The sequence below is a fragment of the Halomonas borealis genome, assembly GCF_004798905.1.
Lineage (GTDB): Bacteria > Pseudomonadota > Gammaproteobacteria > Pseudomonadales > Halomonadaceae > Halomonas > Halomonas borealis.
Window position 1 is genome coordinate 475,262 of sequence record NZ_SDMO01000001.1, and the last position, 25,892, is coordinate 501,153.

A 25,892-nucleotide genomic window follows, 5' to 3' on the forward strand; every position below is an offset into this window, starting at 1 on the left:
CTTCAATATATACCAAACGAATAAATAACATTTCTTTAGGGTCATAAAGTTATTAACTTATGCCGCCATCAACCCAGCGCCAGCTCCCCACCTCGCTCGATGGCCCGCTGGTAGGCCGGCCGCTCTCGACAGCGCGACAGGAAGGCTTGCAGCCTCGACGTCGCCTCGATCCCGCCACGACGCTCCATCGCCAGCACCGGGAAGCTCATCTGGATATCCGCCGCCGAGAAGGCCTCACCGGCGAACCAGGATGCGCTTGCAAGCTCGGCCTCCCAGTAGTCGCGCAGCTCGCGGATTCTCGGCTCGAGGAAGTTATGCTCTACGCCCTTGGCGAACTGGCGACCCAGCGGGCGCATCAAGGCCGGCACCGGAGGCTTGCCGAGCCGGGAGAACACCAGCCGCATGACCAGCGGCGGCATCGCCGAGCCTTCGGCGTGGTGCAGCCAGAAGCGATAGCGGTCATGCTCATCGCCGCCGGTCGGCGGCGCGAGGCGCCCCTCGGGATCGTGATGCTCGAGCAGGTAATCGATGATCGCCCCGGACTCGGCGATCACGCGGCCGCCCCGGTTCTCGTCGGTAATCACCGGCGACTTGCCCAGCGGATGCACCGCCTTCAACGAGGCCGGCGCCAGCCAGGTCTCTGGGTCACGTCGATAAACGTCCACCTCGTAATCGACGCTCAGCTCCTCCAGCAACCACAGCACGCGATGGGAACGCGAACTTTCCAGATGATGCACACGAATCATGCTGCCTCCTCTGTGTCGTGAATCCTCAGTGTAACGGGCATGTGCGCGTTGAAGACACCGCTGGCGGCGGCCACCGCGAGGCAACATCGCCACTCAACGCAAGACGGCGCCCCGCATGGGACGCCGTCTTGTCGAGGAAAACGCGAGAGACTCGCCTCAAGGATCAGGGTTCATCGAACAGCGCATCACCCTGCTCATCGATGAGCCGCTCCGCCTTGCTCAACATCAAGGCATCACAAGCCTCGCGGCCGGGCACCACATCGGAGCGCTCGAAGCGTTGCTCGCGCATCGCTTCCCCTTCGCCGCGGGGCTTGCGAATCCAGCCGCTGACACGGTACTGGCCACCCACCTCCTCGGACTGGGGGACGATCCAGTAGCCTTGATAGGAGACCGGCTCGCCCTCGGGAGCGGCGCTGGGTGACGCCTCCCCCTGGCCAAACAGGCCGGACAACAGTTTCTTCAGCATCAGCACCCTCCTGATGAATGGCAGAGCTCTCCTCGACGCCGGGAACTCCGTGTTTCCTTGGGCCTACGCGTCAGTCCTGCTGGCGACCCTTGCCCGCCGCGATACGCAGCCGCAAGGCGTTGAGCTTGATGAAGCCCTCGGCATCCTTCTGATCGTAGGCACCGGCATCGTCTTCGAAGGTGGCGATGGACTCGTCGAACAACGAGGCGTCGGACTTGCGGCCGGCCACGGTCGCATTGCCCTTGTAGAGCTTCATGCGCACCACGCCGGAGACGTTCTTCTGAGTCTCGTCGATGGCGGCCTGCAGGGCGCGGCGCTCCGGGCTCCACCAGTAGCCGTTGTAGATCACCTCGGCGTACTTGGGCATCAGCTGGTCCTTGAGGTGGGCCTCCTCGCGGTCCAGGGTCAACGACTCGATGGCGCGGTGGGCGCGCAGCATGATGGAGCCCCCCGGCGTCTCGTAGCAGCCCCGGGACTTCATGCCCACGTAGCGGTTCTCGACGATATCGAGACGCCCGATGCCGTTGTCGCCGCCCAGCTGGTTGAGCCGCGACACCACCTCATGGGGACGCATCGGCTCGCCGTCGATGGCCACGATGTCGCCGCGGTCATAGGTCAGCTCGACGTAGGTCGGCTGGTCCGGGGCGGCCTCGGGCGAGACGCTCCAGCGCCACATGTCTTCCTCGGCCTCGGTCCAGGGGTCCTCGAGGTTGCCGCCTTCATAGGAGATATGCAGCAGGTTGGCATCCATGGAATACGGCGACTTCTTCTTCTGACCGGCGAAGTCCACCGGGATGTCGTGCTGCTGGCAGTAGGCCATCAGCTTCTCGCGGGAGTTGAGGTCCCACTCGCGCCATGGGGCGATCACCTGGACGCCCGGCTTCAGCGCGTAGGCACCGAGCTCGAAACGCACCTGGTCGTTGCCCTTGCCGGTGGCGCCGTGGGAGATCGCATCGGCACCGGTCTGGTTGGCGATCTCGATCAGTCGCTTGGCGATCAGCGGGCGCGCGATGGAGGTGCCGAGCAGATACTCGCCCTCGTAGACGGTGTTGGCGCGGAACATCGGGTAGACATAATCACGCGCGAACTCCTCGCGCAGGTCCTCGATGTAGATCTCCTTGACGCCCAGTGCTTCCGCCTTGGCGCGAGCCGGCGCGACTTCCTCGCCCTGGCCGATGTCGGCGGTGAAGGTCACCACTTCGCAGTCGTAGGTTTCCTGCAACCACTTGACGATGACGGACGTGTCCAGGCCGCCGGAATAGGCGAGCACGACCTTCTTGACATCGGACATGCTGAGGCTCCTTTTAGCTATTCGGTGTAGAAGGCCGATTATAGCGCGCCGAGACAGGCGCGAATACCGGCCCGACGGGACGCATCGCGGCGGAACTGCTAGACTCCCGCGTTTCGAGACAACCCGTCCCCCTAGCCCCTAGTAAGGAGAGGCGCATGAGCGAGGTGGCCACCCGCGAACTCATGGCACAACGCTTCCGCAGTTTCCTGCCCGTGGTGGTGGATATGGAGACCGGCGGCTTCAATGCGCAGGGCGATGCGATCCTCGAGATCGCCGCCGTGACCCTGACGATGGACCCCGAGGGCAACCTGATGCCCGACGCCACCTATGCCTACCACGTCAACCCGTTCGAAGGGGCCAATGTCGAGCAGTCCGCCCTGGACTTCACCGGCATTCGTCTCGACGACCCGCTGCGCCAGCAGGTTGCCGTGAGCGAGGCCGAGGCGCTGGGCGAGATCTTCCGGCCGGTTCGCAAGGCGCTCAAGGCCAACGGCTGCACCCGTGCCGTACTGGTCGGGCATAACGCCGCCTTCGACCATGGATTCCTGAACGCCGCCGTGGAGCGCTGCGGGGTCAAGCGCAATCCCTTCCACCCCTTCTCGAGCTTCGACACCGCGTCGCTTGCCGGCCTGGTCTACGGCCAGACCGTGCTGGCCCGAGCCTGTCGCGCCGCCGGCATCGCGTTCGACAACGGCGAGGCCCACTCGGCGCGCTACGACACCGAGCGCACCGCCGAGCTATTCTGCGCCATGGTCAATCGCTACAAGGATCTGGGTGGCTGGCAGCTCGCCCAACGCGAACAGGGGATGGACGAAGAGGCGTAGCGCGACAGCATGATAGGCGCCTTCTAACGATGCGCTGATTCATGTCGCGACCGATGAGAGGCCGGGTGACGCCGGAGCTCAGGAAGCGGAGTGTAGCCTGCCACATGAGGATTCCGAGCACCGCCGACACCCAGGATGTCGAATGCAGCAATCAATCTGCGTTTCCCTAACGACGACACCCCCGCAGCATGGCTGCGGGGGTGTCGTCTTCCCACTTCAAGCTCCCAGGCGCGAAGCGCGCCCTGCTAGCCTCAAGCTTCCGGCTGATCGTCCTGATGCTTGGCGGCGGAATCCTTGACCAGGGTTTCCAGCTCGCCGTTCTGATGCATCTCGACGACGATGTCGCAACCGCCGACCAGCTCGCCCTCGACCCACAGCTGCGGGAAGGTCGGCCAGTTGGCGACCTTGGGCAGCTCGCTGCGGATGTCCGGGTTGTCCAGCACGTTGACGAAGGCGAAGCGCTCGCCGCAGGCCATCAGGGCCTGAATGGTCTGGGCGGAGAAGCCACACTGGGGCAGCTGGGGAGTCCCCTTCATGTAGATCAGGATCGGGTTTTCACTGATCTGGCGCTGAATGTTCTCGACGGTAGTGCTCATCTGCATTCCCTCTGGATCGGTGGTGGCCGCCGCGTCACGGACAATACCCGAGCGCGCAGGTAAGCCTTCGATGCTTTTATTGTACGGATGCCAGGCGCGTTGCGCATCCCCCGCCGGCTGGCTAGGATGGTCGTTTTTCCCGTGGAGTGACGCCATGGCCACCCGCCATTTCATGACCCTGCTCGACTTGAGTCCGGAAGAGTTGCGCTACCTGATCCAGCGCGGCATCTCGATCAAGAACGGCCTGAAGACCCATGGCCCGACCTACACGCCATTCGCCAATCGCACCCTGGCGATGATCTTCGAGAAGTCCTCGACCCGGACCCGCGTCTCGTTCGAGACCGCCATGGCGCAGTTCGGCGGCCATGCCCTGTTCCTGTCGTCCCGCGACACCCAGTTGGGCCGCGGCGAGCCGATCGGCGATACCGCTCGGGTGCTCGCCGAGATGGTCGATGCGGTGATGATCCGCACCTTCTCTCACCAGAGCCTGGAGGCCTTCGCCGACGCCAGCGAGGTGCCGGTGATCAACGCCCTCACCGACGACTACCACCCCTGCCAGCTGCTCGCCGACGTCATGACCTGGACCGAGCTGCGCGGCAGCGTTCGCGACCGTACCGCGGTGTGGATCGGCGATGGCAACAACATGTGTCATTCCTGGATCAATGCCGCCCGCCAGTTCGACTTCCAGCTGCGCGTGGTCTGCCCCGAAGGCTACGAGCCGCGCCAGGATATCCTCGACGCCGCCGGCGATCGGGTGACCCTCCACCGCGACCCGATGGCCGCCGTGGAGGGTGCCGATCTGGTGACCACCGACGTCTGGGCCTCCATGGGCCAGGAAGAAGAACAGGCCAAGCGCGAAGCCGACTTCGCCGGCTTCCAGGTCAGCGAGGCGATGCTCGACCGTGCCGCCGACGACGTGCTGTTCCTGCACTGCCTGCCGGCCCACCGCGGTGAGGAGATCAGCGAGACCCTGCTCGAGGACCCGCGTGCCGCGGTCTGGCAGGAAGCCGGCAATCGCCTGCATGCCCAGAAGGCGCTGATCGAGTTTCTGCTCTTGGGTCGCGTCGAGAACTGATCGTCCCGACGCCCTCGCCTTGTATGTTTCGACGCCCCGCTCGGGGCGTCGTCGTTTTTCAGGGCCACCATCCTTCGGCGCCTCAGGGCTCGCGATGGCACCACTCACGACAGATTGGCGGATCACGTCAACTCGATGTCGCTTTTTGCATACTACGGCACGGCTCCATGACGGACACTCCCTGCAAGTTTCGCAAGGAGGTCATCATGAACCGTAACGCTATCCTGACCTGTGCCATCACCGGCGCAGGCGACACCGCCGGCAAGAACCCCAACGTACCGGTCACGCCCAAGCAGATCGCCGACGACTGCATCGCCGCCGCCAAGGCCGGTGCCAGCGTCGCCCACATCCACGTTCGTGACCCCGAGACCGGCGGCATCAGCCACTCGGTCGAGCACTTCCGCGAAGTCATGGATCGCGTTCGTGAGTCGGATACCGACATCGTCATGAACATCACCGCCGGCGGCGGCGGCGACTGGGTGCCCGATGCCGAAGACCCGACCCGTGGTGGCCCGGGCACCGACATCCAGACCCCCGCCGAGCGCCACGCGCCGGTCGGCGAGCTGCTGCCCGAGCTGTGCACCCTGGACTGCGGCAGCCTCAACTTCAGCGACATGGTCTACGTCAACACCGCCGACTGGCTGCGCGAGCACGCCAGCTTGGTTCAGGCCGCCGGCGTCAAGCCCGAGCTCGAGTGTTTCGACCTGGGCCACGTCTGGTTCGCCCGTCAGCTGCAGCAGGAAGGCCTGCTCGACGGCGACCCGCTGTTCCAGCTGTGCCTGGGCATTCCCTGGGGCGCCGAGGCCGATCCCGAGACCATGCTGGCGATGCGCAACAAGCTGCCGGAAACCGCCAACTGGGCGGCCTTCGGCATCGGCCGTCAGCAGATGCCGATGGTCGCCCAGGCCATGCTGCTCGGCGGCCATGCCCGCGTCGGCCTCGAGGACAACCTCTACCTCAGCAAGGGCGTACCGGCCACCAATGCTGGCCTGGTCGAGAAAGCCGGCACCATCATCGACAACCTGGGCGGTCGCATCATGACCCCGGCCGAGACCCGGGCGCATCTCAAGCTGCGTGACCCCAGCACCGGCCGCATCGCAGGAGGTGACGCATGAGCCGCCAACTCTCCGTGATCGGTACCGGCGTCATCGGCAATGGCTGGATCGCCCGCGCCCTGGCCAACGGCTGGGATGTCGTCGCCTTCGACCCGGCCGCAGAGGCCGAGACGCGTACCCGCGACTTCGTCGCCAATGCCTGGCACTCCCTCGAGAAGGACGGCCTGGCCGAAGGCGCCTCCCAGGAGCGCCTGAGCTTCGCGCCGAGCCTCGAGGAAGCCGTCAACGGCGCCGACCTGATCCAGGAAAACGTGCCGGAGCGTCTGCCGCTCAAGCAGGAGATCCTGGCCGCCATCGATGCCGCCGCCGGCGAGCAGGTGGTGATCGGCTCCTCGACCTCGGGTTTCAAGCCGAGCGACCTGCAGCAGGACTGCCAGAAGGCCCCGGGCCGCGTCATCGTCGCCCACCCCTTCAACCCGGTCTACCTGTTGCCGCTGGTCGAGCTGGTCGGCGGCGAAGCCACCGAGGCCAGCCACACCGAACGGGCCCAGGCGCTCTACCAAGAGCTCGCCATGCGCCCGCTGGTGGTCAAGCGCGAGATCGAAGGACACATCGCCGATCGCCTGATGGAAGCGCTGTGGCGTGAGGCCCTGCACCTGGTCAACGACGGCGTCGCCACCACCGAGGAAATCGACGCCGCCGTGGTCTATGGCTGCGGCCTGCGCTGGTCGCTGATGGGCACCTTCCTGACCTTCCACCTGGCCGGTGGCGAGCAGGGCATGCGCCACATGCTCGAGCAGTTCGGCCCGGCACTGAAGCTGCCCTGGACCAAGCTCGAGGCCCCGGAACTCACCGACGAACTGATCGACAAGGTCGTCGAGGGCTGTGAATACCAGGCCGCGGACCGCCCGGTCGCCGAACTGGACCGTCGCCGCGATGACTTCCTGGTCGAGCTGCTGGCCCTGACCCGCAAGTACTGGCCGGAAGCCGAAGGCCTCGAGGGGCGCATCTGATGGCACTGCTCGAACTCCGCGTCGACAGTCAGTGGGTCGACTACAACGGCCATATGAACGATGCCGAATACGCCCGGGTATTCTCCCTGGGCGTGGAGGCGCTGATGGACGCCGTCGGCCTCGATGAGGCCGGCCGGCGCCAGCATGGCTATACGATCTACACCCTGGAGACGCATCTCTGCTATCGTCGCGAGGCCCACGAAGGCCAGCCGCTAAGCGTCGAGGTGACGGTGCTGGCACGCGATGCCAAGCGCCTGCATGCGTTCTTCGAGATGTACGACAGCGAAGGCACCCTGCTGGCCACCAGCGAGCAGATGCTGATGGGAATCGACGTCGACGCTGGCCGCCCGGCGGCCTTCCCGTCGCCGGTCGATAGCGCCATCGATGGTCTGCCCCAGGCCACGGAGGGTAGCTGGCCCGAGCTCGCCGGGCGACGCATCGGGCTGCCTGCTAGGCGCTGAGGCGGCAGCGCATCATACTATCGCCTTGCTACACCTTTCCGCCTGGCCATGCCGGGCGGAATGACGCGGGATCGCCGGCCCGTCGACCGGCTGCAAAGGAGATGAGTTATCACTCCCCCTAAACCTAACAACGACAGCATCGAGACCACCGACTATACGGTGACCGAGCTGGCCCAGGGCGGATTCTTCCGCGGCATGCACAAGGGCATGACCATCACCTCGGCCTGCCTGGTGCTGGCCTTCGTGATGTTCACCGGGATTGCCCCGGAGCTCGCCGGCACCCTCTTCGGCGCGGCCCGTGGCTGGATCGAGACCACCTTCGACAGCTACTACCTGATCACCGTCGTGGCGCTGATCGCCGTGTGCGCCTATATCGTGCTGAGTCGTCACGGTAGCGTGCGCCTCGGCAGCGACGACAGCCGCCCCGAGTTCAGTAACTTCGCCTGGTTCTCGATGCTGTTCTCCGCCGGCATCGGCATCGGCATCCTGTTCTTCGGCGTCGCCGAGCCGACCTTCTACATGGACGACAGCGGCGCCCTCGGCTACCCCAACAACCCACATGCCGACATGGCCGGCGCCATGGCGATCGGCCATGAACGTGCCGTGGACGCCCTGCGTGTCGCGGTGTTCCACTGGGGGCTGCACGGCTGGGCCATCTACGTGATCGTCGGGATGTCGCTGGCCTACTTCGCCTACCGCCGCGGCCTGCCCTTGGCACTGCGCTCGTCGCTCTATCCGTTCATCGGCGAACGCATCTATGGCCCCATCGGCCATCTCGTCGACATCATCGGCGTGCTGGGCTGCGTGTTCGGCGTCGCCACCTCGCTGGGGCTCGGCGTCAGCCAGATGGCGGTGGGCCTCGAGCGGCTGATCGGCGTCGGGTCCGGCCTCAACACCCAGCTGCTGTTGATCGCCGCGATCTCGACCATCTCGATCCTCTCGGCGGTCTCGGGGGTCAAGCGCGGCATCAAGATCATCTCCGAGCTCAACATCTGGGTCTCGGTACTGGTGATCGGCGCCTTCCTGCTGGGCGGCCCGACCCTGTGGCTGATCCAGGTATTCGGCGAGACCATGCTCGACTACGCCATCAACTTCATCCCCATGGGGCTATGGATCGCCGATGAGCCGGGCGAGGCTCAGTGGCAGCAGGCCTGGACCATCTTCTACTGGGGCTGGTGGCTGGCCTGGGCGCCCTTCGTCGGACTCTTCATCGCCCGCATCTCGCGGGGCCGCACCCTGCGGGAATTCGTGCTCGGCGTGCTGCTGGTGCCGACCCTGATCATCTGCGTGTGGCTGATCATCTTCGGTGGCAGCGCGCTCTATCAGGAGCTCCACGCCGCCGGCGGCCCCGGCACCGCCGGCATCATCGAGCTGGTCAATGCCTGGAACCTGCCCGCCGCGCTGTTCGCCACCGCCGACGGCATCGCCGGCACCGGCACTCTCGGGTGGACGCTGTCGGCGCTGATGGTGTTCCTGCTGATGAGCTGGTTCGTGACCTCGTCGGATTCCGGCACCCTGGTGCTGACCACCATCCTCTCGCTGGGCAACGACGAGCCGCCGCAACGCTTCCGGGTGTTCTGGGGCGCGGCGATCGGGCTGGTGGCCGCGGTGCTGCTGGTGGCCGGCGGCCTCAAGGCACTGCAGACCGCCCTGATGGCGGCCGCCCTGCCGTTGAGCGTGGTCATCCTGGTGATGACCGCCGGCGTGCTGGTCTCGCTGTTCCGTGAGGCACGTACGAACCAACTGACGAGCCACGAAAAGCGCTGACGCCAGCCGCTCACAGGCCCGCCCCGTTGGGCCTGCTCGGCATATCAGGGCCACCCTCAGGGGTGGCCCTGATGCGTCGTGGCCTGGGATCCGGCCATCGACCGGCATCGGGACTATCTTTACCCTGACCACCGCCTTAGCGCGGCCCACAAGGCCATCATACTAAAGTTAAATTTGATAACATGTTGCTCACAGGGCTCTGACGGCCCACACGGCTTCTCTGCCTTCGACCCTCGATGTCGAAGGCCCCAAGTTCACCGAACCGACGACCCACCACAAAGGACATCATTATCGCCCCTCTCGAACCTCCCCAATCTTCCAACGACAACGACAACGACAACGACAACGACAACGACAACGACAACGAAGCCATACGCGACCATACGCTGACCGAACTCTCCCAGACCGGGTTCTTCCGTGGCATGCACAAGGGCATGAGCATTGCCTCGGCCTGCCTGGTGCTGGCCTTCGTGCTGTTCACCGGACTCGCCCCGGAATTCGCCGGCAGCCTCTTCGGCTCGACTCGTGGCTGGATCGAGCAGACCTTCGGCAACTATTACCTGATTAGCGTCATGGCGCTGATCGCCATGTGTGCCTATATCGTGCTGAGCCGTCACGGCAGCGTGCGCCTCGGCGCCGACGATAGCCGCCCCGAGTTCAGCAACTTCGCCTGGTTCTCGATGCTGTTCTCCGCGGGCACCGGCATCGGCATCCTGTTCTTCGGCGTCGCCGAACCGACCTTCTACCTGGATAACGGCGGCGCCCTGGGCTACCCCAACAATCCCCATGCCGACCTGGCCGGCGCCACGGCCATCGGCCGTGAACGCGCCATCGATGCGCTACGGGTCACGATGTTCCACTGGGGCATGCACGGCTGGGCCATCTACGTGATCGTCGGCATGTCGCTCGCTTACTTCGCCTACCGCCGTGGCCTGCCCCTCGCACTGCGCTCGTCGCTGTATCCGTTCATCGGCGATCGCATCTATGGACCCATCGGCCATACCGTGGACATCATCGGCGTGCTGGGCTGCGTGTTCGGCGTCGCCACCTCGCTGGGCTTCGGCGTCAGTCAGATCGCGGTGGGCCTGGAGCGGCTGGTCGGCATCGTGCCAAACCTCAACACCCAACTGATACTGATCGCCACGATCTCGACCATCTCGGTCGTCTCGGCGGTCTCGGGGGTCAAGCGCGGCATCAAGATCATCTCCGAACTCAATATCGGAGTCTCGGTGCTGGTGATCGGCACCTTCCTGCTGGGTGGCCCGACCCTGTGGCTGCTCCACCTGCTCGGCGACACCCTGCTCGACTACGCCATCCACATCATGCCGATGGGGCTATGGATCGCCGATACCCCAGACGAAGCCCAGTGGCAGCAGGCCTGGACCATCCTCTACTGGGGCTGGTGGCTCGCCTGGTCGCCCTTCGTCGGACTGTTCATCGCCCGCATCTCGCGGGGCCGCACCCTGCGCGAATTCGTGCTCGGCGTGCTGCTGGTGCCGACGACGATCATCTGCGTATGGCTGATCATCTTCGGCGGCAACGCGCTCTATCAGGAGCTTCACGCCACGGGCGGCCCCGGCACCGGGGGCCTCATCGAGCTGGTCAATGCCTGGAATCTGCCCGCCGCGCTGTTCGCTACCGCCGATGGCATCGTCGGCACCGGCGCCCTCGGCTGGACGCTCTCGGCGCTGCTGGTGTTCCTGCTGATGAGCTGGTTCGTGACCTCGTCGGATTCCGGCACCCTGGTGCTGACCACGCTCCTGTCGCTGGGTAACGACGACCCACCGCAACGCTTCCGGATCTTCTGGGGCGTGTCGATCGGCCTGGTGGCCGCGGTGCTGCTGGTAGCCGATGGTCTCAAGGCACTGCAGGCCGCGCTGATCGCCGCCGCCCTGCCGCTGAGCGTGGTCATCCTGCTGATGGCCGCCGGCGTGCTGGTCTCGCTGCTACGCGAGGCGCGCGGAGAGGCCACGACGCTGGCCAACCGCTAGCACGACGCCATCGACGCCAAGGCACACCACCAAGAAGCCCGATCCGGCCTAGCCGGATCGGGCTTCTCATTATCGGGCCGGCGCCCACCGAGGCACGCCGGCTTTGCGCCTGAACCGGCACCGGATCGTATCACTCAGCCGCGGCGAACCTCTCGCGGCGAGCCGCCGAAATGCTGGCGAAAGGCCCGCGAGAAGCTGGAGCTCGAGGTAAAACCACAGGCCAGCCCCACCGCCAGCACCTCGAAGTCGGTCTCCTCGAGCAGGTAACGAGCCCGCTCCAGGCGCAGCGCCAGATACCAGCCACGCGGCGAGCTCCCCAGTTCGCGTTCAAACAGCCGCTGCAGATGACGCAACGAGACCCCACTGCGTCGAGCCACCTCGGACAACGCCAGCGGCGTCTCCAGGTGAGACTCCATCAGGGCGACGGCGTCCACCAGCCGGGCATTGTGGGTATCGAGCCGCCGCGCCAGGCTCATGCGCTGCTGATCGTGGCGCGTGCGCATGCGCTCGTGGACCAGCTGCTCGGACACATCGATGGCGAGACGCTGTCCATGGCGGCGGGCGATCACATGCAGTGCCATATCCATGGCCGAGCTACCCCCGGCACAGGAAAAGCGTCGTTCCCCGAGCTCGAACAGTTCATCGGAGGTCGTGATGGCCGGGAAGCGCTCCCGGAAGGCCGGCAGGCTTTCCCAGTGCAGGGTGACTCGATCATCGTGCAACAGCCCCGCCGCGGCGAGCAGGAAACAGCCGGTATCGAGACCGCCCAATACGCAGCCAGCCCCGTCCAGGCGGTGCAGCCAGCGCATCAACGCACGGCTCAGATAGCGCTCGGGATCGAAGCCGCTGCACACCGCCAACGACGGCAGATGATTGACCGCTTCGATGGCCTGATCGACGAGCAGCGTCATGCCGTTGGAGGCCGTCACCGGGCCGCCATCCTCGCTGATCAAGGTCCATTCGAAGAGCGGGCGGCCACTGATGCGGTTGGCGATGCGCAGCGGCTCGACGGCCGAGAAGAAGGCCATCATCGAGAAACGCGGCAGCAGCAGGAAACCGATCGGTTCGGGAGTCGGGCCGGAATAGTCGAGACGCATGACAAGGATCACCAGAAGCGCGCGAGCCGGTCATGATGACCGGCCCCTGGCGTCGCGGCAAGACGGCGCCCCCACGCCTTGCCGCGGCTGGAATACGAGCTTCTTGCCTCGTCATCCTGACAGTAGCGTCGGCAGCCACAGTGCAATGGCCGGCCACACGCTGATGATCAGCGCCGCCAGGCACATCAACGCGAAGAACGGCGCCGCCGCCAGGGCCACGCGACCGATGCTCTCGCCGGTCAGCCCCTGCAGCACGAAGAGATTGAAGCCCACCGGCGGGGTGATCTGCCCCAGCTCCACCATGATCACCAGGAAGACCCCGAACCACAGCGGATCGTAGCCGGCCTGGACGATGATCGGCAGGGTGATCGGTAGACTCATCACGGTGATCGAGATGCCATCCAGGAATAGCCCCAGCAGGATATAGAACAGTGCCATGGCCAGCAGTAGCGCCACCGGCGAGAAGGCCTGGTCGGCGATCCAGCCAGCCAGCTCACTCGGCAAGTGCAGATAGCCCATGGCCGTGGAAAGCAGTGCCGCGGCCACCAGCAGGCTGCAGACCATCACCGCGCTGACCAGCGCGCCGCGCAGGGCGTCGATGAACAGAACCCGCGTTAGCTGGCGCTCCCACAACAGCAACGCCAGGGTGGCAGCACAGCCGACGGCGGCGGCCTCGGAGGGAGTGGCGATGCCGGTGTAGATGGCGCCGATGACGATCACGATCAGCCCCAGTACCGGGGCGAGATCGCGCAAGGCCTGGAAGACGCCGCTGCCGGTGTCTTCGGCCTTGGGCGCCAGGCCCGGGTTGGCCAGGCAGCGCAGCGTCACGTAGCCGACGTACAGCGCGGCGATGACCAAGCCCGGCAGCACGCCGGCCATGAACAGCTTGCTGATCGAGACCTCGGCCTGCACGCCATAGACAATCATCACGATAGATGGCGGAATCAACAGCCCCAGGCTGCCGGCGCCGGCCAGCGAGCCGATCGACAGGTCACGGTCGTAGCGGCGCCGATCCAGCTCTCGGGTGGTGATCTTGCCGATGGTCGCGGTGGTGGCGGCACTCGAACCGCTGACGGCGGCGAACAGCGTGCAACCGAGCACGTTGGTGTGCAGGATGCCACCGGGCAGATGGCGGGTGAGCGGGGTCAAGCCACGGAACAGCCGTTCGGAGATATTGGAGCGGAAGATCAGCTCCCCCATCAGGATGAACAGCGGAATCGCCGACAACTCCCAGCTATTGGCGGCACGAAACAGGATCTTGGAGAGAATCAGACCGATGCGGTTGGCATCGAAGTCCCCTAGCCCCCACAGCGACAGCATGGCCACGATGACCAGACCGGCGAACACCCAGCTGCCCAGCGCGAGCACCCCGAGCAGCAGGCCGATGACCCCGGCCCCGACGAATAGTGTTTCCATTCAGGTGTCCCCGCTATCGAAGGCCTGCCGCTGTACCAGGACGCGCAACGAACGGACGACCAGCACCAGACACAGCAGATAGAGGCCGACCAGCACCGTGCCCTGGGGGATCCACAGCGGCGTCTGCGCCAGGGTCTCGCTGACGATACCGCGCTGAAAGCTACGTTCCACGGCGAGGGTCAGGTAGCGGGCCAGCCAGCCGAAGGCCAACAGGGCGGTGAGGCTGGCGAACAGTTCAAGCGGCCAACGCCAGGCCCGGGGCAGTCGCTTGAGCACCAGCGCCACACGGATCAACCCGCCCTGTTCGAGAGCGTAGGGCAGGCCGAGGAAGGTCATCGCCGCCACACCGTAGCCGATGTACTCATCGAGGATGAACGTCGACCGACCGAACAGGCGCAGGCCGATCTCGAACAGGATGTGGCCGAGCATGTACACCACCAGCAGCATGGCAAGGCCGGCACCCAGCGAGGCGAGAGCGCCGGACACCCGCCCCAGGGTCGCCACCAGGTAGGCGGCGGTTCCATCGCGGGATGGCACTGCCGTCATTGGTCGTCCTCTTGGCGGAATTGCTCCAGGATCCGGCTGCCGCGTTCCCCGGTGCTCTCGACCCAGTCATCGACGACCGGTTGGGCGGCCTCGGCGAGGGCATCCTGGAATGCGCTCGGCACCGGATCGTGGATCGCGACGCCATGTTCCTCGAGCTGGTCATAGTTCTCGGCAACGCGCGCCTTCACGACCTCCCAGTTGTGGGCATCGGTCTCCTTCGCGGCCTGGAGGATCGCCCGCTGGTCCTCTTCGCTCAGAGACTCGAAGGCGTCGCGGTTCATGTGCACCATGTTGAGGGGCACCGCGTACTGAATGGCGCTGAAGTCGCTCAGGTGTTCCCAGAAGCTGCCGTTGGCGCCGGCCTCGGCGGAGGTGAGCACCGCTTCGATGCCACCGGTGGCCAACTGGGGCACCACATCGGCCCAGGAGAGCTTCACCGGGGAGGCGCCGGCGTTGACCAGGGTAGCGGTGCCGTTGCGGTCATAGCTGCGGATCTTGAGATTCTCGAGGGCCGCCATGCTCGTGACAGGCCCCTCGGACCAGATGCCACTGGCCGGCCAAGGCGAAGCATAGAGCAGGACCTGGCCATTGTCCTCGAAGACCTTTGCATACGCCGGCCGGGCAATCTCGTAGAGCCGGTGGGCCGAGGCGATGTCGTCGGCCACGAAGGGCAGCGACGAGAGCAGGAAGATGGGATCGATACCGCCCAGCGTGCCGGATAGGCTATCGGCGATCTGCACCGCATTGTCGGCTACCGCGTAGAAGTGATCACCGGAACGAAAGCCCAGTGCACCGCCGGTGTGCAGCGTGATATCCACGTCGCCATCGGTCAGCCCGTCGACCCGCTCGATGAACCAGGCATCCCCCTGGGCATGAATCGAGCTGGCGTTGTACTCGTTGGAGAAGTCCATGCCCGTCGAGTGGGCCGACAGGGAAACAGCCGCCAGCCCGAGGGCCAACAGGGATTGTTCCAGCAACGCGGTGGAGGAGCGGGAAGCACGAGGCATCGGCGAATTCCTTTGAGGTTGTGATTGTTCGCTTCCCGAGTATCCATCACCCCACCGCCACCTTGAGATGCCGTCGCGACTCCCGGCTGCCTGAATGCGACTCCCCCAGCGTTGCAACGCCCCCCACAGCCTCTACAATCGAGCCCTCGATACGCGCCACCGCGCGACCTTCACGCTGCCGACCCGAGGCCCATGAGACTCCAGCCCCCCGTGCCCGCCCCGGAGCGGATCGGCTTCCTGCTGCTGCCGCGCTTCGCCATGGTGGCCTTCTTCTCCGCCGTCGAACCGCTGCGCATCGCCAACCGCATCAGCGGCGAAGCGCTGTTCGCGTGGCACCTGGTCAGCCGCGACGGCGAGCCGGTGATCGCCTCCAACGGCATGACGCTGGCCGTCGATCATGCCCTGGCCGACGCACCCGCCTCGCCCAGCCTTGCGGTCTGCGCGAGCTTCGAGCCCGAAATCGCCATCGATGCCACGCTGATCGACTGGCTGCGCTCGCGGGCCGCGGCAGGCTGCCTGCTCGGCGGCATGGACACCGGCTGTTTCGCGCTGGCCGCGGCCGGCCTGCTCGATGACCAGACGGTGACCCTGCACTGGGAGTCGCTGCCGGAATTCCGTACTCGCTTCCCCAGGGTCGACGCGGTGGAGTCGCTCTACGAGGTCACCCCCGACGGCTTCTCCTGCGCCGGCGGCAGCTCGGCCATCGACATGAGCCTCGACCTGATTCGCCGCCGTCACGGCGACGACCTGGCCGGCCGCGTGCGCGCGCAGCTGGTTCACGATCAGGGCCGCCGACCGGCCAGCCGCCAGCGCGACCCCGCCGCTCCCGACGATCCGACCCTGAGCCGCGCCATCGCCTTGATGGAGGCCAACCTGGACACGCCGCTGGGTATCCGCGAGCTGGCCGGCGAGCTTGGCCTTTCCTGGCGTCGCCTCGACCGACTCTTCGCCCGTCACCTGGGCACCTCGCCGCAACGCGCCTACCTGGCCAGGCGCCTCGACCACGCCGACCGCCTGCTGCATGAGACGCGCCACAGCATCATGGACATCGCCCTGGCCTGTGGCTTCGCCTCGGCTTCGAGCTTCACCCGCGCCTTCCGGCGACGCCATGGGGTGACGCCGAGCGAGCTGCGACAGCGGCAGTGACCCAGACCGCGTTGACAGGCCCGCGGGGGGCGGGTCTCATGGCACGGCAATCCCCCTTCACAGGAGCGACCATGACCGCGGCCTGGCAGCAATACCGCAGCGCCCCCGCCCTCGGCACCCGCGTGGTAGAGGCCGACGCCCTGCCCGATCACGGCCACCTGAGCCTGAGCGTGGACAGCGAACGCGGGCGCTTCCCCTTGCTGGTCGTACGCCTCACCGGCGCCGCGCCGCTTGGCTACGTCAACGCCTGCCCTCACCAGTTCCTGCCCCTCGATCAGCGCGGCGATCGCCTGCTCAGCGAGGACGGCGAGCAACTGCGCTGCAGCAACCATGACGCCACCTTCGCGACCCGCAGCGGCGAAGGCATCGGCGGCCTGGGCGTCGGCTGCTCCCTGGAGCCGGTGCCCGTGTCCCTGCGGAGCGGCTGGCTGGTGATCGGTGACTGAGACGCCCCAACTGTCGAATCGTGCATAGTCGGCGTCGAATCCTGCCGCGAGTCGAGTGCCTCACACTGGCATCCTGAGCCGCATCATCACGATGCTCATTTCAGGAGATGCCCCATGACCGACACCGAACTGCCGCGCACCCCGGATTATGACGCCTGGCCGATCGACGCCGATCTCGACAGCGTCTCCTTCACCCCGCGCCTGATCACCGTGCGCTGGAGCGACGGTCGCGTCAGCCGTTATCACAGCATCTGGCTGCGCGAGAATGCCGCCGACGACACCACCATCAACCCGGCGACTCGCGAACGCATCCTGGACCTGTCCAGCCTGCCCGCCTGGCCGGAAATCAAAGGCGCCGAGATCGACGCCGCCGGCGCCCTGTGCGTGGACTTCGCCCCCGAGGATCGTCACCTGCGCTTCCACCCCGGCTGGCTGCGTGCCCACGACTACGACAACGCCGACGATGCCGAGGCGGCGCTGGTGCCGGTCACGACCTGGCAGGGCGGCCCGGAGGCCGGCCCCGACACGCTCGACGCCGCGGGGCTGCTCGACACGGCACCAGACAGCGAGGCCGAGGAGGCGATTCTTGCCCCGGCACTGGAAAGCGTGCTCGGCAAGGGATTGGTGCGCCTGCGAGGCCTGCCCACCGAACCGGGCTCGCTGCAGGCCGTCGCCCACCGGATCGGCCCGGTGCGCTCCACCAACTTCGGCGAACTGTTCAACGTCCGCGCCAAGCCGGACCCGGACTCCAACGCCTATACCTCCATCGCCCTGCCGCCCCACGTCGACCTGCCGACCCGTGAGTATCATCCCGGTCTCCAGTGCCTGTACTGCCTCGAGAACAGCGTGGCCGGCGGCCAGGCCGTCATGCTCGATGGTTTCGCCGTGGCCGAGGCGCTGCGTGAGCATCACCCCGAGGCCTGGCAGACTCTGACCCGGGTGCGCTGGTGCTACGCCAACACCGCCAAGACCAGCGACTACGTATGGTTCGAGCCGATGATCCGCCTGGATGCTCGCGGCGAGCTGCTCGAGGTGCGCATCGCCGACTTCCTGCGTGGCCCGCTGCAGACCGCCTTCGAAGATGTCGAGCCGGCCTATGACGCGCTGATGACGCTACAACGACTGCTACGCGACCCGGCCTTCGCCATCCGTTTCACCTACACCCCCGGCGACCTGGTGATCTTCGACAACCGCCGGCTGCTGCACGCCCGCGACGCCTTCGAGGGCGCCAACGGACACCGTTGGCTACAGGGCTGCTACATGGAACGCGACGAGATCCGTTCGCGCTACCGCATGGTCCAGCGCGCCCAGCGTCACCGGAGGACCACCGCCGAGGCTTGATCCCATGCTGCCCTGAGCGCCATCTACCCAGGAGACCGTCATGAGCGCCCACCCACAGACGCCTACCACCACCATCTCGGCGGCCTGGAGCCTCTGGGCGCTGCTGCTCGGGGTCGGCCTCTTGATGCTCGGCAATGGACTGCAGGGCAGCCTGCTCGGCGTGCGCGCCGCCGAAGAATCCTTCGGCAACACCGTGACCGGCCTGGTGATGTCGGCCTACTTCGTCGGCTTCCTGGCCGGCTCGACCCTGACGCCGCGCAAGCTGCGCCAGGTCGGCCACATCCGCGTGTTCGCGGCGCTGGCCTCGCTCACCTCGGTGGCCATCCTGGTCCATGTGCTGTTCATCGACCCCTGGGTCTGGGCCGTCATGCGCCTGGTCACCGGCTTCGCCTATGCCGGGCTCTACGTGGTCACCGAAAGCTGGCTCAACGGCCACGCCGGCAACCACCTGCGTGGCCGGCTACTCGCTTTCTATATGGTGATCAGCTACTTGGGCATGGGCGGCGGCCAGCTATTGCTCAATGCCGCCGATCCCGGCGGCATCGTGTTGTTCCTGATCGTCTCGATCGTGATGTCGCTGGCCCTGGTGCCGATCCTGCTCAGCTACACGCCGCAGCCGGACACAGGAACGACGGAGACCATGAGCCTGCGTCGCCTCTATCGGCTGGCGCCGATGGGCACCCTGGGCTGCCTGCTGACCGGCATCACCAATGGCAGCGTGTTCGGCATGGGGGCGGTCTTCGCCACCGGTAGCGGCCTGGCCGTGGATCAGGTCGCCGCCTTCATGGGCGCCTTCGTCTTCGGCGGGGCCCTGTTGCAGTGGCCGCTGGGCAAGCTGTCGGACAAGGCCGATCGCCGCATGGTCATCGTGGTGGTGGCCGCACTGGCCACGGCCCTGTCGCTGGCCGGCCTGCTGCTGGAATCGGGCGACGCCCTGGCGCTGACGCTGCTCGGCGTGCTGCTAGGCGGCACCACCCTGACTCTCTACTCGCTGCTGCTGGCCTGCGCCAACGACGGACTCACCTCGTCGCAGACCGTGGCGGCGAGCAGCAGCCTGGTGCTGGCACTCGGCATCGGCGCCATCCTCGGTCCGCTGACCACCGGGCTGCTGATGGATGCCATCGGGCCCGACGGCTTCCTGTGGGATCTGGCCTTGATCCATGCCGCCCTGACCCTCTTCGGGGGCTACTGCCTGATCCGCCAACCCATCGCCGACGACGAAGAGCCGGGCCACTACGTGGCGGTACCCGCCGGTACCGCGCCGCTGGGCGCCACCTGGGTCGAGGAGGCCGCCAGCGAGCCCACCCAGCTCGAGTTCGAGCTGAGTGACCCGTCCAGCGAGGCCACACCGAGCGGGGCGAGCGGCTGAACGTTCAGCCCGGCCCTCGGGCCGCCGTCTCCCGCGGCGACTCCGTGAAGCGCGCCCGATAGGCCCGGGAGAAATGCGCCAGGTGCGCGAAGCCGGTGGCCAATGCCGCCTCGGTGACCCGGCAATGGCTGCCGGCAAGCAGCCGCTGGGCGCGATCCAGGCGCATGCCCAGGTAGCACTGCTTGGGCGTCTCGCCGAAGTGCGTCAGGAACAGCCGCGTGAGCTGGCGCTGGGACTGGCCCGCCATGCGGCAGATCTCGGGTATCGGCAACGCCTGAGCCAGGTTGGCCTCCATCATCGCCAGGCTGCGCAGTACGCTGCGCGGCAACCCCTCGTAGCGCGCCTGTCGCCCGCCCGCCCCATAGTAACGGTCATGCACCAGCTGGCGACCCACGGCGTCGGACAACGCCGGGCCATAGTCACGCTCGATACGGTCCAGCATCATGTCGATGCCGGTGGTCCCCCCGGCCCCGGTCTGACGAGCGATGTCGGACTCGAAGCGTTCACCGCTGATCCGCAGCCCGGGGAATTCGCGACGAAAGGCCGGCACGCTCTCCCAGTGCAGGGCCACTCGATGGCCCTCCAGCACGCCTGCCCGCGCCAGGATGAAGGGCGCGGTGTCCAACCCGCCTAGCCAGCCACCATGGGCCGCTACCCGCCGCAATACCGCCCGCTCCCGGGCCGTGATCCCGGCCTCGGCCTCGTAGGACGACACCACCATCAGGCTGGCATCGTCGGGCACCGAGCCGAGCTGGCCATCCACCTCGATGCGCACCCCGTTGCTGGCCACCACTCCATCGCCATCCGCCGAGCGCAGCCGCCAGGCGAACAGGTCGCGCCCGAAGCGATTGGCTACCCGCAGCGGCTCGAGCATGCAGAACAGGGTCAGCATCGAGAACTTGGGTACCAGCCAGACGTCCAGGGTGTGCTCGGCCTGATCCGGGGAAAGTAACGGGGGAGAATCCGGGCGCGGATAAGGCCAGGCGGTGGAAGGGCTCTCGCTCATGACTAAATTCATCAACTCTATGGCGAATTTAGTCAAATGGTACCGCCGGAGTAGCGTTAGGGTAAAGCCGGTCCCGTCATCGGCGTCACCGACCACGACCGCATCAAGCCCCTGCTTTACCCGGAGAACCCTCGTCATGACCGCAAGTGCCAAGGTAAGCCTGTCCGCCGACGGACAGCGACTGACCCTCGACCTCGATGCCCAGCCCCGCGAGTTCGCCGCCCTGTGGCTGCGCGAACGCACGCCCGATGCCGAGACCCTCGACCCGGGCACCGGACAGCGCCTGATCGAGGCCGCCGAGCTGCCTCTCGACCTGGCACTGGAAGAGGCCGAGATCGATGGCACTGCCCTGGCACTGCGCTTCAACGACGGTCATGCCGCACACTTCCCGTTGGCCGAGCTACGTGATGCCCAGCCCGCCGAAAACGCTCCCCGTGCGTCGGTCGCCGCGGGCCGCACCCTGTGGGACGCCGGCCTCGCCGAGCCGCCCCGCGCCGACTTCGCCGCCGCCCTGGACGACGACGCCACCCTGCTGGCGATGCTCGACGACCTGCATCGCGTCGGCTTCGTGCTGGTCTCCGGCGTGCCCACCGACGAGGACGGCATGCAGACGCTGATCGAGCACGTCGGACCATTGCGGCGCACCAACTGGGGCGGCATCGCCGACGTCAAGTCGGTGGCCAACGCCTATGATCTGACCATGACCCAACGCGGCCTGGAGCCGCATACCGACAACCCCTATCGCGACCCGATCCCCGGCTACATCTGGCTGCATTGCCTGACCAACGCCGCCGACGGTGGCGCCAACACCCTGGTCGACGGCTATCGCGCCGCCCAGTTGCTTCGCGAGCGCGATCCGGCGGCCTTCGAGTGCCTGACACGGGTGACCCCCGGCTTCCGCTATCAGGACGAGACCACCTGGCTAGAGAGCGAGGGGCCGCTGATCGAGCTGGACAGCCAGGGCCGGGTGAGCCGGGTGCGCTACAACAACCGCACCGAGCGGGTCGCCGCCCTGCCCGCCGAGGAGCTGGCACGCTACTACGCCGCGCGTCGCGCCTTCTATGAGCTGCTCACCTCCGACGAGCTCACCGTGCACCTCAAGCTCGACCCGGGCCAGATGCTGATCATGGACAACTACCGCCTGCTGCACGGCCGCGGCGCCTTCGAGCTGGCCGGCGGCGTGCGCCACTTGCGCCAAGGCTACGTCGACCGCGACAGCACCGCCAGCCGCCGCCTGGTACTGCGCCGTCGGCTGGCCGAGAACCGCATGGAGGAGACCGCATGAACCAGGCTCGCTTCCGCTACTTCGGCGAGGCCCGCCACGACGAGTGGGCACTGATCGATGACCGGTTCCGCGACTACGTCGCCGACGCCCCGCGCCGGGTCCTCGAACACCTGGATCGACTGTCCGGCGACACCCACGGCTACCCGGTGGACCGCTATGAGCACAGCCTGCAGACCGCGACCCGCGCCCTGCGCGACGGTGCCGACGAAGAAATGGTGGTCTGCGCCCTGCTCCACGACATCGGCGACGACCTGTCGCCGGCCAACCATGCCGAGATCGCCGCGGGCATCCTCGAGCCGTTCATCGATCCGCTCAATGGCTGGATGATCCGTCACCACGAGCTCTTCCAGGGCTATCACTACCGTCACTACTTCGGCCTGGATCCCCATGCCCGGGAGCAGTTCCGCGATCATCCCGCCTATGAACGCACGGTGCGCTTCTGCGACGACTGGGATCAGGCCAGCTTCGATCCCGACTACGACACCCTGCCGCTCGAACACTTCGTGCCGATGGTCGAGCGCGTCCTCGGACGCGCCCCCTTCGGCGGCCTGCCGGCGATCCTCGAGGAGACTCAAGTCTCATGACCTGCGCCCAACGACTGATCGAACTGCTCGAGGCCCACGGCATCGATACCGCCTTCGGCATCCCCGGCGTGCACACCATCGAGCTGTATCGTGCCTTGGGGGCGAGTGGGCTCGCCCACCTCACGCCCCGCCACGAACAGGGCGCCGGTTTCATGGCCGACGGCTACGCCCGGGCCAGCGGCAAGCCGGCGGCCTGCTTCATCATCTCCGGGCCCGGCATGACCAACATCGCCACCGCCATGGGTCAGGCGCTGGCCGACTCGGTGCCGATGCTGGTGATCTCCAGCGTCAACCAGCGCACCACCCTGGGCCGCGGCCAGGGCCGGCTGCACGAGATGCCCCATCAGGGCGAGACGCTGTCCGGCGTCAGCGTGTTCAGCCACACCCTGCAGGACCCCGAGGCGCTGCCCGAGGTGCTGGCCCGCGCCTTCGCGGTGTTCGCCTCCGCCCGGCCGGGGCCGGTGCACATCGAAGTCCCGCTCGACGTGATGGCCGCTCCGTCGCCCGAGGCGCCGCTCGCCGCCCCGGCACGCGTCTTCCCACCGGCCCCGGCGCCCGAGGCGCTGGCCCTGGCCGGTGACTGGCTTGTTAAGGCCGAGCGCCCGCTGGTGCTGCTCGGCGGCGGCACCGCCGCCGCCCCGGAAGCCGCCCGGGCGCTGGTCGAGCGGCTCGACGCGCCGGCCTTCACCACCATCAACGCCAAGGGCGTGCTGGGCCTCGATCACCCCCTCGACCTGGGCGCCACCCAGAGCCTGCCCGCGGGGCGTCGCCTGGCCGCCGAGGCCGACGTGGTGCTGGCACTGGGCACCGAGCTCGGCGAGACCGACTACGACCTGGTCTTCGACGAGGGCTTCGCCCTCGATGGCCGGCTGATCCGTGTCGACATCGACCCCCAGCAGCTCGGACGCAACCAGGCCGCCGAGCTCGCCATCCTCGCCGAGGCCGGCCAGGCCATGCGCGGGCTGCTCGATTGTCTGCCCGACGCGCCGAACCGCGACGGCGCCACCCGCGCCGCCGCCGTCCGCGAGGAGCTCTCCCTGGCCGCCGACCCGGAGCTCGCCCCCTATGCGCCGCTCTACGCCACCCTGCGCGAGGCGCTGCCCGAGGCGATCGTGGTCGGCGACTCCACCGGCCCGGTCTACGCCGGCAACTTCCTGGCCTCGATGCCGGCCCCGCGGCGCTGGTTCAACGCCGCCACCGGCTTCGGCACCCTCGGCTATGGCCTGCCCGCCGCCCTGGGCGCCGCGCTTGCCCGGCCCGAGCAGCCGGTGGTCGCCCTGGTCGGCGACGGCGGCCTGCAGTTCGTGCTCGGCGAGCTGGGTACCGCCCGCGACCTCGGCCGCCCGGTGGCGCTGGTGATCTGGAACAACGACGGCTACGACGAGATTCGCCGCTACATGTCGATGAGCGAGGTGCCGCACCTGGGGGTCGACCTGGCCGCGCCGAACTTCCGCGCCCTGGCCGAGGCCTACGCCTGCCGCCACCTGGACGTGACCGACCCGGCGAGCCTGCACGACGCCCTGAATCGGCTCTCCGATGCCCATTCACCACTGATCATCGAGGTCGACGCCGCCGCCTGGGCCGCGTCGCTCTGATAGCGACGGCATTTCGATCGACTCAACCCGGGATGAGGCATGAGCGGCGGCGCGTACGCCGCCCTATCCTCTCCCCTCACAAGGGAAGCGCTGATCCATGAAGACGCATACCACGACTCTGACCCTGAGCCTGATCGCCGGCCTGACACTGGCCGGCCCCGCCCTGGCCGCCGACCGCGACGACCGGCTGCGCCTCATCGCTCCGCCCTGGCCCGGGGTGACCGTTAAGAGCGAGATCTTCTCCCAGCTCATCGAGCCGCTGGGCTACACCACCGAGATCCTCGAAGTGAGCTCCACGGTGGGCTACAGCACCCTGCAGAGCGGCGATAGTGATGCCTTCCTGGCCGGCTGGCTGCCCGCTCAGCAGGAAAGCTACGATGCCGCCATGCAGGCCGATGCCATCGTCGACCTGGGCAACAACGTCAACGGCGCCCGTATGGGTTTCGCGGTACCCGAGTATGTCTATGAGGCAGGCATTACCCGCGCAGAGCAGCTCGCCGACCCCGAGGTGGCCGAGCGCTTCGACAAGACGGTCTACAGCATCGAGAGCGGCTCCACCGTCACCGACATGATCAACGCCGCCATCGACGCCGACACCCACGGGCTCGACGACTGGGAGATCATGGCCTCGTCGACGCCCGGCATGCTCAGCGAGGTGGACGGTGCCGTCAAAAGAGAGCGCTGGATCCTGTTCTACGGCTGGACGCCCCACTGGATGGTGCCGGAATACAACACCCGCATCCTCGAGGACTCCGCGGACGTGTTCGGCGCCAACAACGGCAGCAGCGACGTCAAGACGATCGTCGCCAAGGACTACGCCGAGGCCAACCCCAACCTGACCCGGCTGCTCGATCAGTTCGAACTCACCGCCCAGGAGCAGAGTGAGTTCATCCTCGGCTACAGCCTCGAGGAACGAGATCTCGAAGACGTGGCCCACGACTGGCTGGTCAATCACCCCGAGCGCGTGGCCGGCTTCCTCGAAGGCGTCGAGACCCGCGACGGTGAGGATGCCCAGAGCGCCGTGGAGGACAGCCTGTGAGTGATACGGCAAGCGAGCAGCAGGTCCGCGATGACCTGGCCGCCGCCTATCGCCTGATCGCGCTCGATGGCATGGACGACGGCATCTCGACCCATATCTCGGCCCGCCTGCCCGGCGAGCGTTTCCTGCTCAACGCCCTCGGCCTGCGGTTCGAGGAGGTCAGGGCCGACAACCTGGTGACCGTCGACGCCTGCGGCGAGATCCTCGACGACCCCACCGGGCTCGGCATCAACCCGGCGGGCTTCACCATCCACAGCGCCCTGCACGACGCCCGCCCCGAGGTGGAGTGCGTGCTGCACACCCATACCGTGGCCGGCGTCGCCCTGTCGTGCCTCGAGGAAGGGCTGCTGCCGCTCAACCAGTGGGCACTGCAATTCCATGGGCGGCTCGCCTATCACGACTACGAGGGGATCTCCCTGGATCTCGACGAGCGAGACCGCCTCGCCGCCGACCTGGGCCCGCATTCGGCGATGGTGCTGCGCCAGCATGGCCTGTTGACCTGCGGACGCAGCATCGGCGAGGCCTTCCTGCGCATGCGCGACCTGGAGCGCAGCTGTCAGGCACAACTGGCCGCCCAGGCCACCGGCCACCCGCTGCGCCAGCCGTCACCGACCATGGCCGAACACGTGGCCCGGCAATACGACGCCTGGAACGCCAGCGAGCACGGCATCGACCTGGCCTGGCGAGCCGAGCGCCGCCGCCTGCCCGACGGCCCGACCCTGGCCTGACG

The 25,892-nt window shown here is 67.1% G+C and carries 25 protein-coding genes; 16 read left to right on the top strand and 9 right to left on the bottom strand.

Annotated elements, in window-relative coordinates:
* Positions 1-68 precede the first annotated feature (68 nt).
* The 3 genes from ETC07_RS02205 to ETC07_RS02215 all read right to left on the bottom strand — a co-directional run bounded on the left by ETC07_RS02205 (position 69) and on the right by ETC07_RS02215 (position 2,503).
* Entirely contained in the window at positions 69-746 is a 678-nt protein-coding gene (locus ETC07_RS02205) for a glutathione S-transferase family protein (RefSeq protein ID WP_136246861.1), read from the bottom strand.
* A gap of 163 nt (positions 747-909) precedes the next feature.
* Positions 910-1,212, bottom strand: coding sequence for an HlyU family transcriptional regulator (locus ETC07_RS02210; protein WP_136246862.1), 303 nt, complete (start codon positions 1,210-1,212; stop codon positions 910-912).
* Between the two features lie 70 nt (positions 1,213-1,282).
* On the bottom strand, positions 1,283-2,503 hold the full coding sequence (locus ETC07_RS02215; RefSeq protein WP_136246863.1) for an argininosuccinate synthase: 1,221 nt from the start codon (positions 2,501-2,503) through the stop codon (positions 1,283-1,285).
* A 155-nt stretch (positions 2,504-2,658) separates the two neighbouring features.
* On the opposite strand from ETC07_RS02215, the gene rnt reads away from it, so the two are divergent.
* On the top strand, positions 2,659-3,327 hold the full coding sequence (gene rnt / locus ETC07_RS02220; protein ID WP_136246864.1) for a ribonuclease T: 669 nt from the start codon (positions 2,659-2,661) through the stop codon (positions 3,325-3,327).
* A gap of 251 nt (positions 3,328-3,578) precedes the next feature.
* On the opposite strand, the gene ETC07_RS02225 is transcribed toward rnt, so the two are convergent.
* The gene (locus tag ETC07_RS02225) at positions 3,579-3,923 is read right to left on the bottom strand and encodes a Grx4 family monothiol glutaredoxin (protein ID WP_136246865.1); all 345 of its coding nucleotides are present in this window, start codon (positions 3,921-3,923) and stop codon (positions 3,579-3,581) included.
* A 154-nt stretch (positions 3,924-4,077) separates the two neighbouring features.
* Here ETC07_RS02225 and argF point away from each other — a divergent pair, with 154 nt between their 5' ends.
* The 6 genes from argF to ETC07_RS02255 all read left to right on the top strand — a co-directional run bounded on the left by argF (position 4,078) and on the right by ETC07_RS02255 (position 11,285).
* Positions 4,078-4,998 (top strand): ornithine carbamoyltransferase, encoded by a 921-nt coding sequence (gene argF, locus ETC07_RS02230; protein WP_136246866.1) that lies wholly within the window; start codon positions 4,078-4,080, stop codon positions 4,996-4,998.
* 206 nt (positions 4,999-5,204) lie between these two features.
* The gene (locus ETC07_RS02235; protein WP_136246867.1) at positions 5,205-6,113 is read left to right on the top strand and encodes a beta-keto acid cleavage family enzyme; all 909 of its coding nucleotides are present in this window, start codon (positions 5,205-5,207) and stop codon (positions 6,111-6,113) included.
* Entirely contained in the window at positions 6,110-7,066 is a 957-nt protein-coding gene (locus tag ETC07_RS02240; protein ID WP_136246868.1) for an L-carnitine dehydrogenase, read from the top strand. Before ETC07_RS02235 ends, ETC07_RS02240 begins: the two co-directional genes overlap by 4 nt.
* On the top strand, positions 7,066-7,527 hold the full coding sequence (locus ETC07_RS02245) for a thioesterase family protein (RefSeq protein WP_136246869.1): 462 nt from the start codon (positions 7,066-7,068) through the stop codon (positions 7,525-7,527). The genes ETC07_RS02240 and ETC07_RS02245 overlap by 1 nt, the downstream gene beginning before the upstream one ends.
* Positions 7,528-7,722: 195 nt before the next feature.
* Entirely contained in the window at positions 7,723-9,294 is a 1,572-nt protein-coding gene (locus ETC07_RS02250) for a BCCT family transporter (RefSeq protein WP_136247020.1), read from the top strand.
* Between the two features lie 236 nt (positions 9,295-9,530).
* Entirely contained in the window at positions 9,531-11,285 is a 1,755-nt protein-coding gene (locus ETC07_RS02255) for a BCCT family transporter (RefSeq protein ID WP_240724533.1), read from the top strand.
* Positions 11,286-11,419: 134 nt separating this feature from the next.
* Here the strand turns inward: ETC07_RS02255 and ETC07_RS02260 are convergent, their stop codons facing one another.
* From ETC07_RS02260 to ETC07_RS02275, 4 genes are all read right to left on the bottom strand, one after another.
* Entirely contained in the window at positions 11,420-12,382 is a 963-nt protein-coding gene (locus ETC07_RS02260) for a GlxA family transcriptional regulator (protein ID WP_136246870.1), read from the bottom strand.
* A gap of 111 nt (positions 12,383-12,493) precedes the next feature.
* On the bottom strand, positions 12,494-13,798 hold the full coding sequence (locus ETC07_RS02265) for a TRAP transporter large permease (RefSeq protein ID WP_136246871.1): 1,305 nt from the start codon (positions 13,796-13,798) through the stop codon (positions 12,494-12,496).
* A complete protein-coding gene (locus tag ETC07_RS02270; protein WP_136246872.1) occupies positions 13,799-14,344 on the bottom strand; it encodes a TRAP transporter small permease in 546 nt (181 codons plus the stop codon).
* Positions 14,341-15,351 carry a TRAP transporter substrate-binding protein gene (locus ETC07_RS02275; RefSeq protein ID WP_136246873.1) on the bottom strand — a complete coding sequence of 337 codons (1,011 nt, stop codon included), beginning with the start codon at positions 15,349-15,351 and terminating at the stop codon, positions 14,341-14,343. Before ETC07_RS02275 ends, ETC07_RS02270 begins: the two co-directional genes overlap by 4 nt.
* Positions 15,352-15,543: 192 nt before the next feature.
* Between ETC07_RS02275 and ETC07_RS02280 the strand changes: the two genes are divergently transcribed.
* From ETC07_RS02280 to ETC07_RS02295, 4 genes are all read left to right on the top strand, one after another.
* Positions 15,544-16,497 (top strand): GlxA family transcriptional regulator, encoded by a 954-nt coding sequence (locus tag ETC07_RS02280; RefSeq protein WP_136246874.1) that lies wholly within the window; start codon positions 15,544-15,546, stop codon positions 16,495-16,497.
* 71 nt (positions 16,498-16,568) lie between these two features.
* Positions 16,569-16,943, top strand: a complete 375-nt coding sequence (locus ETC07_RS02285) for a Rieske (2Fe-2S) protein (RefSeq protein WP_136246875.1) — start codon at positions 16,569-16,571, stop codon at positions 16,941-16,943.
* Between the two features lie 114 nt (positions 16,944-17,057).
* The gene (locus tag ETC07_RS02290; RefSeq protein WP_136246876.1) at positions 17,058-18,284 is read left to right on the top strand and encodes a TauD/TfdA family dioxygenase; all 1,227 of its coding nucleotides are present in this window, start codon (positions 17,058-17,060) and stop codon (positions 18,282-18,284) included.
* Between the two features lie 40 nt (positions 18,285-18,324).
* Positions 18,325-19,653, top strand: a complete 1,329-nt coding sequence (locus ETC07_RS02295; RefSeq protein WP_168709151.1) for an MFS transporter — start codon at positions 18,325-18,327, stop codon at positions 19,651-19,653.
* 4 nt (positions 19,654-19,657) lie between these two features.
* Here the strand turns inward: ETC07_RS02295 and ETC07_RS02300 are convergent, their stop codons facing one another.
* Entirely contained in the window at positions 19,658-20,659 is a 1,002-nt protein-coding gene (locus ETC07_RS02300) for a GlxA family transcriptional regulator (protein ID WP_136246877.1), read from the bottom strand.
* A gap of 136 nt (positions 20,660-20,795) precedes the next feature.
* Between ETC07_RS02300 and tmpA the strand changes: the two genes are divergently transcribed.
* From tmpA to ETC07_RS02325, 5 genes are all read left to right on the top strand, one after another.
* Entirely contained in the window at positions 20,796-21,944 is a 1,149-nt protein-coding gene (tmpA, locus tag ETC07_RS02305; protein WP_136246878.1) for a 2-trimethylaminoethylphosphonate dioxygenase, read from the top strand.
* Positions 21,941-22,528: an HD domain-containing protein gene (locus tag ETC07_RS02310; protein ID WP_136246879.1), complete on the top strand. Its 588-nt coding sequence runs from the start codon at positions 21,941-21,943 to the stop codon at positions 22,526-22,528. The genes tmpA and ETC07_RS02310 overlap by 4 nt, the downstream gene beginning before the upstream one ends.
* Complete coding sequence (locus ETC07_RS02315; RefSeq protein ID WP_136246880.1) at positions 22,525-24,123, top strand: 5-guanidino-2-oxopentanoate decarboxylase; 1,599 nt, start codon at positions 22,525-22,527, stop codon at positions 24,121-24,123. The genes ETC07_RS02310 and ETC07_RS02315 overlap by 4 nt, the downstream gene beginning before the upstream one ends.
* Before the next feature lie 97 nt (positions 24,124-24,220).
* Positions 24,221-25,162 (top strand): glycine betaine ABC transporter substrate-binding protein, encoded by a 942-nt coding sequence (locus tag ETC07_RS02320; RefSeq protein WP_136246881.1) that lies wholly within the window; start codon positions 24,221-24,223, stop codon positions 25,160-25,162.
* Positions 25,159-25,890: a class II aldolase/adducin family protein gene (locus tag ETC07_RS02325; protein WP_136246882.1), complete on the top strand. Its 732-nt coding sequence runs from the start codon at positions 25,159-25,161 to the stop codon at positions 25,888-25,890. The genes ETC07_RS02320 and ETC07_RS02325 overlap by 4 nt, the downstream gene beginning before the upstream one ends.
* Positions 25,891-25,892: the final 2 nt, after the last annotated feature.

What these genes read in the sequence shown, in the direction of transcription:
- ETC07_RS02280 (WP_136246874.1), top strand. Translation starts at nt 15,544, where the DNA reads ATGAGACTCCAGCCCCCCGTGCCCGCCCCGGAGCGGATCGGCTTCCTG.
- ETC07_RS02295 (WP_168709151.1), top strand. Translation starts at nt 18,325, where the DNA reads ATGAGCGCCCACCCACAGACGCCTACCACCACCATCTCGGCGGCCTGG.
- ETC07_RS02320 (WP_136246881.1), top strand. Translation starts at nt 24,221, where the DNA reads ATGAAGACGCATACCACGACTCTGACCCTGAGCCTGATCGCCGGCCTG.
- ETC07_RS02300 (WP_136246877.1), bottom strand. Translation starts at nt 20,659, where the DNA reads ATGAGCGAGAGCCCTTCCACCGCCTGGCCTTATCCGCGCCCGGATTCT.
- ETC07_RS02205 (WP_136246861.1), bottom strand. Translation starts at nt 746, where the DNA reads ATGATTCGTGTGCATCATCTGGAAAGTTCGCGTTCCCATCGCGTGCTG.
- ETC07_RS02215 (WP_136246863.1), bottom strand. Translation starts at nt 2,503, where the DNA reads ATGTCCGATGTCAAGAAGGTCGTGCTCGCCTATTCCGGCGGCCTGGAC.
- rnt (WP_136246864.1), top strand. Translation starts at nt 2,659, where the DNA reads ATGAGCGAGGTGGCCACCCGCGAACTCATGGCACAACGCTTCCGCAGT.
- ETC07_RS02265 (WP_136246871.1), bottom strand. Translation starts at nt 13,798, where the DNA reads ATGGAAACACTATTCGTCGGGGCCGGGGTCATCGGCCTGCTGCTCGGG.
- ETC07_RS02255 (WP_240724533.1), top strand. Translation starts at nt 9,531, where the DNA reads ATGTCGAAGGCCCCAAGTTCACCGAACCGACGACCCACCACAAAGGAC.
- ETC07_RS02275 (WP_136246873.1), bottom strand. Translation starts at nt 15,351, where the DNA reads ATGCCTCGTGCTTCCCGCTCCTCCACCGCGTTGCTGGAACAATCCCTG.
- tmpA (WP_136246878.1), top strand. Translation starts at nt 20,796, where the DNA reads ATGACCGCAAGTGCCAAGGTAAGCCTGTCCGCCGACGGACAGCGACTG.
- ETC07_RS02250 (WP_136247020.1), top strand. Translation starts at nt 7,723, where the DNA reads ATGCACAAGGGCATGACCATCACCTCGGCCTGCCTGGTGCTGGCCTTC.
- argF (WP_136246866.1), top strand. Translation starts at nt 4,078, where the DNA reads ATGGCCACCCGCCATTTCATGACCCTGCTCGACTTGAGTCCGGAAGAG.
- ETC07_RS02235 (WP_136246867.1), top strand. Translation starts at nt 5,205, where the DNA reads ATGAACCGTAACGCTATCCTGACCTGTGCCATCACCGGCGCAGGCGAC.
- ETC07_RS02245 (WP_136246869.1), top strand. Translation starts at nt 7,066, where the DNA reads ATGGCACTGCTCGAACTCCGCGTCGACAGTCAGTGGGTCGACTACAAC.
- ETC07_RS02240 (WP_136246868.1), top strand. Translation starts at nt 6,110, where the DNA reads ATGAGCCGCCAACTCTCCGTGATCGGTACCGGCGTCATCGGCAATGGC.
- ETC07_RS02285 (WP_136246875.1), top strand. Translation starts at nt 16,569, where the DNA reads ATGACCGCGGCCTGGCAGCAATACCGCAGCGCCCCCGCCCTCGGCACC.
- ETC07_RS02315 (WP_136246880.1), top strand. Translation starts at nt 22,525, where the DNA reads ATGACCTGCGCCCAACGACTGATCGAACTGCTCGAGGCCCACGGCATC.
- ETC07_RS02260 (WP_136246870.1), bottom strand. Translation starts at nt 12,382, where the DNA reads ATGCGTCTCGACTATTCCGGCCCGACTCCCGAACCGATCGGTTTCCTG.
- ETC07_RS02290 (WP_136246876.1), top strand. Translation starts at nt 17,058, where the DNA reads ATGACCGACACCGAACTGCCGCGCACCCCGGATTATGACGCCTGGCCG.
- ETC07_RS02310 (WP_136246879.1), top strand. Translation starts at nt 21,941, where the DNA reads ATGAACCAGGCTCGCTTCCGCTACTTCGGCGAGGCCCGCCACGACGAG.
- ETC07_RS02210 (WP_136246862.1), bottom strand. Translation starts at nt 1,212, where the DNA reads ATGCTGAAGAAACTGTTGTCCGGCCTGTTTGGCCAGGGGGAGGCGTCA.
- ETC07_RS02270 (WP_136246872.1), bottom strand. Translation starts at nt 14,344, where the DNA reads ATGACGGCAGTGCCATCCCGCGATGGAACCGCCGCCTACCTGGTGGCG.
- ETC07_RS02225 (WP_136246865.1), bottom strand. Translation starts at nt 3,923, where the DNA reads ATGAGCACTACCGTCGAGAACATTCAGCGCCAGATCAGTGAAAACCCG.